Below are 10,617 nucleotides of genomic sequence, written 5' to 3' on the forward strand. Positions count from 1 at the left end.
GGAAACCGCCCTGCGGAATCGTTGAGCCTGACGGGGGACGTTGCGATACTGGGCCGCATGAGTGAAGCCAAAACCCTGCCCACCGACGTGGATCCACGCGCCTTCATCGCCGCCGTTGAGCACCCCGTCCGCCGCGCCGACGCCGAGTACCTCCTGGACCTCATGCAGGAGGTGACCGGCCACGAGCCGGTGATGTGGGGCCCGAGCATCGTCGGCTTCGGGGCCTACCACTACCGCTACGAAACGGGCCGTGAAGGCGACGCGTGCGCCGTCGGCTTCTCTCCCCGGAAAGCCTCGCTCTCCCTCTATGGGCTCACCTACGGACCCGAGGCGCCGGCCCTGCTGGAGCGCCTCGGCAAGCACAAGCTGGGGGCCGGCTGCCTGTATGTCAACAAGCTCGCGGACGTGGATCCCGAGGTCCTGCGCGAGCTGGTGGCGCAGGGGTACCGGCATGTCATGGCCGACCTGCACGTCCAGGGCCGCGCCTAGGACCCGGCTGCATCTCCCCTATCATGAAGTGGCAGGTCAGGGCCGCCACGCCCGTTCCGGCGGCGAAATCCCGGCCCCCAAGGTCCCCACGAAGGCAACGGGTGTTGGTTGACAGCCCTCTGTGATCCATGACATCTTTCTGACCGTGAACCTGTCAGACAGCTGGACAGCAGGACAGCAAATTGTACGCGTCAGTGCGGCCGAGGCCGTGTTCAGTTCCCTTCGCACAGCCATCGAGGCGGGCCGTCTTCCCATCGGGACGCGGCTGAGCTCAGAGGCGATGCTGGCCCAGCAGTATGGGGTCAGCAGATCGGTGGTCCGCGAGGCCCTGCGCTCCTGCGCGTCCCTGGGCCTGACGGAAACCCGGACGGGCAAGGGAACCTTCGTGATCTCCGACCATGTGGGCGGCGATCTGGCGCTGGGCCAGTATTCGGCGCGGGAGCTGACCGAGGCCCGGCCACATATCGAAGTGCCTGCCGCCGGCTTGGCCGCGCAACGGCGCAGCGAGGATGAGGTGCAGCTTCTCCGCGACATCGTGGCCGCCATGGACCGCGAAGAGGACCCCGAGGCATGGGTCGCGCTGGACGCCACTTTCCATGCTGCAATCGCCAAGATGAGCGGCAACCGGGTCTTCGAGAAGGTGGTGTCCGATATCCGCGACGCGATGGCCAACCAATCGGAGACCCTGAACATGGTGGCCGGGCGGCAGGCCGATTCGGATGTTGAGCACCGGGAGATCCTGGCCGCCATCGAAGAGGCATCACCCGAACAGGCCAGTGAGGCCATGCGTCGGCACCTCGCCGCGGTCGACGCCGCCCTGGACCGGGTACTGAACCGCTGACGACCTGCAGCCCATGGGCGGCCCCGCGGTTTGCCGGGTCCGTGCCTGCAGGAACGAACTTCCCTCAAACCAAAGGATATTTTTGTGCTTCACCCCCTCGCCGTGAACCCGGCGACTGCCCGTCCCGCCCACGTGCCCGTTGCGGAGCAGACCCGCGACGGACTGGTGGAGAGCGTCCACTACGGGTCCGTGATCGCCTTGGCGGCGGACGGCGGCGCGCTCTTCTCGGCCGGAGATCCCCTGGCGCTGTTCTACCCGCGCTCCTCGCTCAAGCCCCTGCAGGCCGTGGCCATGGTCCGTGCCGGGCTGCGGCTGCCGGCAGAACTGCTGGCGCTCTCCGCGGCCAGCCATTCCGGTTCCCGGATGCACGTCGACGGGGCCCGGCGGATCCTGGACCTGCATGGACTGCATGAGGAGGCACTGGAAAACACCCCTGACCTTCCCTACGGCCGCGTTGAGAGCGGCGAGTGGCTGCGCCGCGGCGGCGCGCCCAGCCGGCTGGCACAGAACTGCTCGGGCAAACACGCGGCCATGCTCGCCACCTGTGCCCTCAACGGCTGGCCCGGGCGCGGGTACATGGAGCCCTCGCACCCCCTGCAGCAGGCGATTGCCGGCGTCGTCGGCGAGCTCACCGGCGAGGAACTGCACACCGTCAGCACGGACGGCTGCGGAACCCCGCTGTTCGCGGTGACGCTGCGCGGCATGGCCCGGGCCTTCGGGCTGCTCGCTTCCGCCGCACCGGGCACCGCGGAGGCCGCAGTGGCGGACGCCATGCGAACACACCCCGAGCAGGTGGCCGGCGAGGGGCGGGACGTCACCGGGCTGATGCGCCAGGTGCCCGGCCTGCTCGCGAAGGACGGCTTCGAAGGCCTGCAGCTGGTGGGATTGCCGGACGGCCGCTCCCTGGCCATCAAGATCGCCGACGGCGGAGACCGCGCCCGGCTGCCGGCGACCCTCCACGCCCTGGAACTGATGGGCCTGGACGCCGGCGCGCTCGCGGCCCTTCAGCCGGACCCTGTCCTCGGCGGCGGGCGGCCGGTCGGCCAGCTGCGCGCCGTGGACTTCACCCGATAAGTCCCTCCCTCGCGGATCTCCCGCCCGGATCTCCCTTCCGACAACGACGTCACCTCACAGAACCCAAGGATCACCCATGAGCACTGCCTCTTTCCGCACCGACCATGACCTGCTGGGGGACCGAGACATCCCCGCGGACGCCTACTGGGGCGTGCATACCCTGCGCGCGGTGGAGAACTTCCCGATCACCGGCCAGCCGCTGTCCACCAATGCGCAGCTGGTCCGGGGCCTGGCCGCCGTCAAGCTGGCCGCGGCACGCACCAACCAGGAACTGGGCCTGCTGGATGCCGTCCGCGCCGACGCCATTGCCGAGGCGTGCCAGGAAATCCTCGACGGCAAGCTGCACGAGCAATTCATCGTCGACGTCATCCAGGGCGGCGCCGGAACCTCCTCCAATATGAACGCGAACGAGGTCATTGCCAACCGGGCGCTGGAGATCCTGGGCCACAAGAAGGGCGACTACTCCCGGCTGCATCCCAACGACCACGTCAACCTGAGCCAGTCCACCAACGACGTCTACCCCACGGCCGTGCGCGTGGCCACGATCCTCAGCGTGCGCGGGCTGCTCGATGCGCTGGAAACCCTCGAAGAGGCCTTCGCCGCGAAGGCCGCCGAGTTCCGCACCGTGGTCAAGATGGGCAGGACCCAGCTGCAGGACGCCGTGCCGATGACCCTGGGCCAGGAATTCGGCACCTACGCGGTCACCGTGGGCGAAGACCGGCTGCGGCTGGCCGAGGCCGGCCTGCTGATCCACGAGATCAACCTGGGGGCCACCGCCATCGGCACCGGCCTGAACGCCCCGGTCGGCTACAGCGCCGCGGCGTGCCGGCACCTGGCCGAGGTCACCGGCCTGCCGCTGGTGACCTCGGTGGACCTGATCGAGGCCACCCAGGACGTCGGCGCCTTCGTGCACCTGTCCGGCGTGCTCAAGCGCGTCGCGGTCAAGCTCTCCAAGATCTGCAACGACCTGCGCCTGCTCTCCTCCGGCCCGCGCGCCGGGCTGGGGGAGATCAACCTGCCGGCCGTGCAGTCCGGCTCCTCGATCATGCCGGGCAAGATCAACCCGGTGATCCCGGAAGTCGTCAGCCAGGTGGCCTACGAGGTCGTCGGCAACGACGTCACCATCAGCATGGCCGCCGAATCCGGGCAGCTGCAGCTGAATGCCTTCGAGCCGGTCATCGTCCACAGCCTGGACAAGAGCATTTCCCACTTGGAGAACGCCTGCCGCACCCTGACCGATCGCTGCGTGCGCGGCATCACCGCCAACGCCCAGCGGCTGCGGCTCTCCGTCGAGCAGTCCATCGGCCTGGTGACCGCGCTGAATCCGCACCTGGGCTATGCCGCGGCCACGGCCATTGCCCAGGAAGCCCTGGCCACCGGCCGCGGCGTGGCCGAACTGGTGCTTGAGCACGGACTGCTCTCCGCCGACCGGCTCGAAGAACTGCTCCAGCCCGAACGGCTGGCCAACCTCACCAACTAGGCCCCCACCACCCCAAGGCCCTCCCGACCGCAACGTCCGACCGAACCCTTCCCCCACCAAGGACCGTTATGACTCTCTCCTCCCAGGGACTGCGCCACCCCGCGCCCTCCGACGACGGGCACATTTCCGAGGCCGGCCTGCACGCCGAGGACCCCGGCTACCACAAGAGCCTGAAACCCCGGCAGATCCAGATGATCGCCATTGGCGGCGCCATCGGCACCGGGCTGTTCATGGGCGCCGGCGGCCGCCTGGCCAACGCCGGTCCGGCCCTGGTGATCACCTACGCCGTCTGCGGATTCTTCGCCTTTATGATCCTTCGGGCGCTGGGCGAACTGATCATGCACCGGCCCTCCTCCGGCTCCTTCGTCTCCTACGCCAGGGAGTTCTTTGGCGAAAAGGCGGCCTTCGCCACGGGATGGCTGTACTGGCTGAACTGGGTGATGACCGCCATCGTGGATGTCACCGCCGTCGCCCTGTACATGAACTTCTTTGCCAAATACTGGGCGCCCATCGGCGATGTCCCACAGTGGGTCTTCGCCCTCGCCGCGCTGGTGCTGGTTCTGGGCCTGAACCTGGTCTCCGTGAAAGTCTTCGGCGAGCTGGAATTCTGGTTCGCGCTCATCAAGGTCGTTGCGCTGGTGTCGTTCCTGCTGGTGGGCACCTACTTCGTCATCTTCGGCACGCCCATCCAGGGCCATGAGGTCGGATTCAGCCTGATCTCCGGCAACGGGGGCATCTTCCCGGCCGGCGTGATGCCCGCCGTCATCGTCATCCAGGGCGTCGTGTTCGCCTACGCCTCGATCGAACTGATCGGCACGGCAGCCGGCGAGACCCGGAACCCGGAGAAAATCATCCCGCGGGCCATCAACACCGTGGTGCTGCGCATCGCCGTCTTCTACGTCGGGTCGCTGATCCTGCTTTCCCTGCTGCTGCCCTACACCGCCTACAAGGCCGGCGAAAGCCCGTTCGTGACGTTCTTCGGCACCATCGGCGTCGCCGGAGTGGACGCGATCATGAACCTGGTTGTCCTGACCGCGGCGCTGTCCTCCCTCAATGCCGGGCTCTACTCCACCGGACGCATCCTGCGCTCGATGGCCGTTGCCGGCTCGGCCCCGCGTTTCGCGGCGCGGATGAGCAAATCCGGCGTGCCGTACGGCGGCATCGCGCTGACCGCGGTGATCGCCCTGCTGGGTGTGGTGCTCAATGCGGTCGTGCCGGCGCAGGCCTTCGAGATCGTGCTCAATGCGGCGGCCATCGGCATCATCAGCGCCTGGGGCATGATCGTGCTGTGCCAGCTGAAGCTGACGCGCTGGGCCAAGGCCGGAACGGCCGAGCGCCCGTCCTTCCGGATGCCCGGCGCCCCGGTGACCGGCTACCTCACGCTGGCGTTCCTTGTGGCGGTGCTCGTCCTGATGGCGTTCGATTCCCCGGTCGGCACCTGGACCGTGGCATCGCTGGTGGTCATCATCCCGCTGCTCGTCTTCGGCTGGTACCGCTGCCGCGACCGGATCCATGCCATCGCCGCCCAGCGGGATGCGGAGCAAGCCCGCACGGAGCCGGTGGTTCCGGCCGCACCGCACGACTCCTGAATCGGCAACGGACGACGGCGGCACCCCGGCCGGGGTGCCGCCGTCGCCGTCTTGGCCGGTCCGGGCCATAGGCGGGGCCCGCCGCGGAGACGGGTCGGCGCGGCCAAGCCGTGCTCAGCCTTCCCCGCTCAGCCCTCCCCCGCGCCGGCGATCAGCTCCGCGATCCGGCCCAGGGCCCGGGACAGGGCCAGGTCGGTCGGGGCTCCGTACCCGATGACCAGACCGTTGGCCGGCTCCCCCGCCGCGGCGTAGTCGGCGAGCGCGGCGACCAGGATGCCTTCGCGGGCCGCGGCCTCGATGACCGGCGCCGCGGGCTGGTCGAAGCGCACCGTGGCGTGCAGGCCGCCGTCGAGCGCACCGAGGGCGACCCCGGGGAGCTTCCCCAGCTTGGCCAGGACCAGGCTGCGGCGGTGGGCGTATTCGCGGCGGGTGCGGGCGGTGTGCCGGGCCAGGGCCCCGGAGTCGATGTAGTGGGCCAGCGCCTGCTGCTGGACTCCCGAGACGGGGCTGTCCAGCGCGGTCCGGGTCCGGCGCACGGCCTCGCCGGCGGGGCCCGTGGCCACCAGGTATCCGCAGCGCAGCCAAGGGGTAAGGGTCTTCGAAAAGGACCCCACCAGGACCGTGGTGCCCGCCGCCCCCAGGGACGCCATGGCCGGCAGCGGCTGCCGGGCGTGACGGAACTCGCTGTCGTAGTCGTCCTCGATGACCACCGTCCCGTGGCCGGCGGCCCAGGCGAGCATGTCCACCCGGGCCTGCACGCCCATCCGTCCCCCCAGCGGATACTGGTGACTCGGGGTGGCCAGCACCGCGTCCGGGACGGGGTCCAGCGCCCGGAGCAGGTCCGGGTCCATCCCGTCGGCGGTGGCGGGGACGGGCTGCACGTGCGCGCCGGCGGTGCGCAGCACCCGCCGCGCCGCGGCATACCCGGGATCCTCCACGGCGATGCGTAGGGGACGGTCGGCCGGCTTGAGCGCCAGCGCGAGCAGCAGCAGCGCGTCGCTGGTGCCGGCGGTGACCACGACGTCGTCCGGGCCGCAGTCCAGGCCCCTGGCCCGGCGCAGGTGGCCGGCGATCGCCGCGCGCAGTTCCGGGGTCCCCGCGGCCGGGGGCATCCACGCGTTCCCCGCCTGGGCCGCTGCCTCACGCCACGCGGCCTTCCAGGCGGGGTCGGCCAGGCCCCTGGTGCTCGGGTGCCCGGGAGCGAGGTCGGCCCAGATCTCGGGGACGGGGCCCGACGCCGGCCGGTCCGTCCCGGCGGCAGGCCCCGCGCCGGCGTCGGCGGGCAGTTCCAGGGCGGCGACCGTGCCCCGACGCGGGTGGGCGCTCAGGTACCCCTCGCCCAGCAGCTGCTCGTAGGCGGTGACCACTGTTCCCCTGGACACGCCCAGCGTGCGGGCCAGGGCGCGGCTGCCCGGCAGCGCCTCGTCACGGGCGATCCTCCCGTCGAGGATCGCCGCCCGCAGGGCCCGGGACAGCTGCGCCGTCAGGGGCTCGCCGGTGGAGCGGTCGAGCAGGATGGGCAGCTCGGTCACCATGTTGCCGCCACCTTTCACTGGTCCAATCGTTTCCGCAATATCTGGCCTTATCGTAAGTCCAGTTTTGCGGACAGGCTGGACGCATGAGCGATTTCGACTTCCGCGGCCTCAGCGCCTTCCCCCTGACCCCCACCACCGAGACCGGCATCGACGGGCGCGCCGTCGCAGCCCAGGTCGAACGCGCCGTCGCGGCCGGGGTGGACTCCATCGGCGCCTTGGGCAGCACCGGAGGCTATGCCTACCTTGAGCGCGAGGAACGGCGCCGGGTCGCGCGGATGGTGGTCCAGGCGGCCGGGGGCACTCCCGTTATGGTCGGGGTGGGGGCCCTGCGCACCCGCGAGGTCCTGTGTCTCGCCGAGGACGCCCAGGCCGAGGGCGCCTCCGCGGTGCTGCTCGCCCCGGTGTCCTACCAGCGGCTCACCGACGAGGAGGCCTACGGGCTCTATGAGGACGTCTCGCGGGTCGCGTCCGTCCCGGTCTGCGTCTACGACAACCCCGGGACCACCGGTTTCACCTTCAGCGACGACCTCTACGCCGCGGTGACCCGGCTGCCGAACATCGCGGCCGTGAAGATTCCGCCGGCGCCCGTCGGGGACGCGGCCGAGCGCATCACGACCCTCCGCGCGGCCCTGGCGCCCGGGACCGTCCTGGGGGTGAGCGGCGACTGGTTCGCCGCCCCGGCCCTGAACGCCGGCGCCGACGCGTGGTTCAGCGCCGCCGCAGGGCTGTTCCCCGAGCCCGCCGTCGCGATCACGCGCGCCGCGCGGGCCGGCGCGGCGGACGAGGCGACCGCGCTCTCGGAGCGGCTCGAGCCGCTCTGGGCGCTGTTCCGCAAGCACGGGAGCCTGCGCGTGGTGGCGACCGCCAGCGAGCTGATCGGCACCACCACCAGCCCCAGCCTGCCGCGGCCGCTGCGCACCTTGCAGGGAGAGGCACGGGCCGCCGTCGAGGAGACCCTCCAAGCCCTGAACCTGCAATGACCCGGCCCGGCCGCGCCCTCCCCCGGTACGTCGCCGCGGCGTCCCTGGCGAGGCTCGCCGACGGGGGCGGGGCGATCGCGCTGATCCTCCTCGCGGCGTCGCAGGGCGGGCACGGAGCTGTGGTGGGTGGGGCCGCGGTTCCCGACGCCGCACTGCACGGTGCCGTGCTGGCCGCCTGCCTGACGGCGCCCCACCTCCTGGGCCCGTTCGTGGCCCGGCGGATGGACCTGGCCGCGGACCCGCGCAAGCCCATCGCCACCGCCTGCCTGCTCTACGCCGCCGCACTGGCCACCGCGGTGGCAACCTTCGGCGCCGTGCCCTTCGCGCTCAGTGCCGTGCTGGTCGCGATGGCCGGGACCTGCGGCCCGCTGCTCACCGGCGGACTGAGCAGCCGCCTGCCCGCCCTCGCCGCCCCGGCCCAGCGCGCACAACGCCGCGCCCAGGGATGGGACGCGGCCACCTACGGGATCGGCGCGTCCCTCGGCCCGGCCATCGTGGCGATTGTCGCCTCCTCCACGACGCCGGCCGCCGCCGCCCTGTGCCTGGCCGGCTGCGCGGCGCTGGCCGCCGTCTTCGTCCTCCGCCTGCCCGCCCCCGTGGCGGCCGGCGGAAGCCGAGGGGACGTTCCCACCGCCCTGGAAACCATCACCCTCATCCTGCGCGACGGGGACCTGCGCCGGACCCTGGCCTTCACGACGCTCGTCGCGGGCAGCGTTGCGGCCCTGCCCGTCGCGGCACTCGGCGCGGCCGCCCGCTTCCAGCTCGACCCCGCGGCCGCGGCGGTCCTGGCGGCGTCCTACGGCATCGGATACCTGCTCGGCTCCGGGATCGTCCTGGCCTTCCCGCTGCGCGGGGAACCGCGCCGGATCATGCCCGTCCTTGCCGCGGCCCTGGCGCTTGCCTTGGCGGCCACCGCCGCGAGCCCGGCCTTCGCCGTCTCGGTCGCGGCCTACGCCGTCGCCGGGGCCCTCAACGCCCTGTTCATGGCCGCCACCCTGGCCGCGCGCAGCGAATACGCGCCCGCGGCGGCGCGCGGACAGGTCTTCATCTGGGTCGCCGCGCTGAAGATCTCCTCCGCCTCCGCCGGGACGTTCCTGGCCGGGCTGCTGGCGCCCGTCGATTCCCGGCTCCCCCTGGTGGCGGGGGCCGTGTCCGTGGCCGCGCTGACCCTGGGCTTTGGCATGCCCGTGCGTCGGATACGGGTGACGCGTCGGCATGCACAAGACGCACGGGCATGCGCAACCCAAACGCCGCCGATCCATCCGGCCACCCCACTGGCCGATTGACCAAGCGCGGGGCCTGCCCCGCGTGCTAGCCGACTCCGGCGAGGCGGCGCAGCAGGTCCGCGGCGGATTCCTCGGTGGCGTCACGGTACCCGGTGCCTGCCCAGATGTTGATGCCCTCGGGGTCCCCGGCCGTGGCCGCGGCCTTGCGGATGGGGCTGGTCAGGTGGTGCAGGGCCGGGTATCCGGCGGGCGCCTGGCCGTTGAAGCGGTCCACGAACCGGTTGTGCAGGGCGCGAGCCGGACGCCCGGAGAAAGCCCTCGTCAGAAGCGTGTCGGTGGATCCGGGTTCGATGCCGGCGGCGTCGGCCAGCGCCGCCTTGTAGGGGGCGGAGGCACCGCTTTCGGGAGTGCGCAGCAGGACGGTGCCGAGGACAACCGCCTCGGCGTCGGCCGTCAGGGCCTCATGGATCCCGGCCGAGGTGGACAGGCCCCCCGCCGCCCAGAGGGGAAGGTCCACCTCCGCGTGGACACGTCCCAGCAGCTCCGGCAGGGGAACCTCCGCCAGCGGGGCGTCCGGGGTGAGCGTTCCGGAGTGGCCGCCAGCCAGGTACGACTGGACCACCAGGCCGTCCACGCCCAGGGCGGCGGCCCGCTTGGCCTCATCCGGGTTGGTTACGGTCTGGAGGACCAGCGAGCCGGCCCGCCGCAGCCGGCGGACGGTGTCGGCGTCGGGCAGGCCGAAGGTGAAGGTGACCACCGGGACGGGGTCGCCGGCCAGCAGCTCCACCTTGGCGTCCCACTCGTCGTCGTCCTCGCGCGGCTCCACGCCGTCCAGGTCCACCCCGTAGCCTGCGGCCAACTCCCGCAGCGCCCCGGCATAGGCGTCGAACGCCGCCCGCTCCACCGGCACCGGGTTCGGCGCGAACACGTTGACGCCGAAGCGCTCGGTTCCGGAGCGCACCTGCGCGATCTGCTCGGCGAGCTGGTCCGGCGTCTTGTAGCCGGCCGCGAGGAAGCCCAAGCCACCGGCCTCGGCGGCGGCAAGGACCAGTGCCGGGGTGCTGGGCCCGCCCGCCATCGGGGCCGCAACCAGCGGGATGCTCGCCCCCAGGCCGGCCAGCAGGCCGGTGGCCCGCAGCGATCCGTCGGATGTGTGCTCTTCCGGCATGGTTGCCCTCCTCGGCCTGGACTGCCCTGAACTGCCTGGCGTCGAACTACCTAGCGTCGTTTCCCCATGCTATGCACAGCAAAGGGTGCGGCGGGAACCCCGCCGCACCCTCCGCCGTCGTACCGGCACCCGTTATACCCAGGCCCGGTTTACCTAGACCTGATTTACCTAGACCTGGGTGCCGAGCTTGAAGCCCTTGGAGGCCTGGCCGTGGTAGGAGCCGTCCTCGTCGCCG

9 protein-coding genes are annotated in these 10,617 nt (G+C 71.6%); 7 read left to right on the forward strand and 2 right to left on the reverse strand.

Annotation, left to right across the window (positions count from 1 at the left end; all coding sequences use genetic code 11):
* The first annotated feature begins 57 nt into the window (after positions 1–57).
* The 5 genes from ABD912_RS01245 (at position 58) to ABD912_RS01265 (ending at position 5,473) form a co-directional block, all read left to right on the forward strand.
* Positions 58–489 (forward strand): DUF1801 domain-containing protein, encoded by a 432-nt coding sequence (locus ABD912_RS01245; RefSeq protein WP_345147872.1) that lies wholly within the window; start codon positions 58–60, stop codon positions 487–489.
* A 145-nt stretch (positions 490–634) separates the two neighbouring features.
* On the forward strand, positions 635–1,330 hold the full coding sequence (locus ABD912_RS01250; protein WP_345147889.1) for a FadR/GntR family transcriptional regulator: 696 nt from the start codon (positions 635–637) through the stop codon (positions 1,328–1,330).
* Positions 1,331–1,414: 84 nt separating this feature from the next.
* On the forward strand, positions 1,415–2,404 hold the full coding sequence (locus ABD912_RS01255; protein ID WP_345147873.1) for an asparaginase: 990 nt from the start codon (positions 1,415–1,417) through the stop codon (positions 2,402–2,404).
* 76 nt (positions 2,405–2,480) lie between these two features.
* A complete protein-coding gene (gene aspA / locus ABD912_RS01260; RefSeq protein WP_345147875.1) occupies positions 2,481–3,884 on the forward strand; it encodes an aspartate ammonia-lyase in 1,404 nt (467 codons plus the stop codon).
* 68 nt (positions 3,885–3,952) lie between these two features.
* Positions 3,953–5,473 carry an amino acid permease gene (locus ABD912_RS01265; RefSeq protein WP_345147877.1) on the forward strand — a complete coding sequence of 507 codons (1,521 nt, stop codon included), beginning with the start codon at positions 3,953–3,955 and terminating at the stop codon, positions 5,471–5,473.
* A gap of 128 nt (positions 5,474–5,601) precedes the next feature.
* On the opposite strand, the gene pdxR is transcribed toward ABD912_RS01265, so the two are convergent.
* Positions 5,602–7,008 carry a MocR-like pyridoxine biosynthesis transcription factor PdxR gene (gene pdxR, locus ABD912_RS01270; protein ID WP_345147879.1) on the reverse strand — a complete coding sequence of 469 codons (1,407 nt, stop codon included), beginning with the start codon at positions 7,006–7,008 and terminating at the stop codon, positions 5,602–5,604.
* Positions 7,009–7,091: 83 nt separating this feature from the next.
* Between pdxR and ABD912_RS01275 the strand changes: the two genes are divergently transcribed.
* Positions 7,092–7,988 (forward strand): dihydrodipicolinate synthase family protein, encoded by an 897-nt coding sequence (locus ABD912_RS01275; RefSeq protein WP_345147881.1) that lies wholly within the window; start codon positions 7,092–7,094, stop codon positions 7,986–7,988.
* Positions 7,985–9,274, forward strand: a complete 1,290-nt coding sequence (locus ABD912_RS01280) for an MFS transporter (RefSeq protein ID WP_345147883.1) — start codon at positions 7,985–7,987, stop codon at positions 9,272–9,274. Before ABD912_RS01275 ends, ABD912_RS01280 begins: the two co-directional genes overlap by 4 nt.
* 25 nt (positions 9,275–9,299) lie before the next feature.
* Here the strand turns inward: ABD912_RS01280 and ABD912_RS01285 are convergent, their stop codons facing one another.
* Positions 9,300–10,382: an NAD(P)H-dependent flavin oxidoreductase gene (locus ABD912_RS01285; RefSeq protein ID WP_345147885.1), complete on the reverse strand. Its 1,083-nt coding sequence runs from the start codon at positions 10,380–10,382 to the stop codon at positions 9,300–9,302.
* Positions 10,383–10,617: the final 235 nt, after the last annotated feature.

The organism is Arthrobacter ginkgonis (assembly GCF_039540195.1).
In the GTDB taxonomy this organism is placed as follows: domain Bacteria; phylum Actinomycetota; class Actinomycetes; order Actinomycetales; family Micrococcaceae; genus Zafaria; species Zafaria ginkgonis.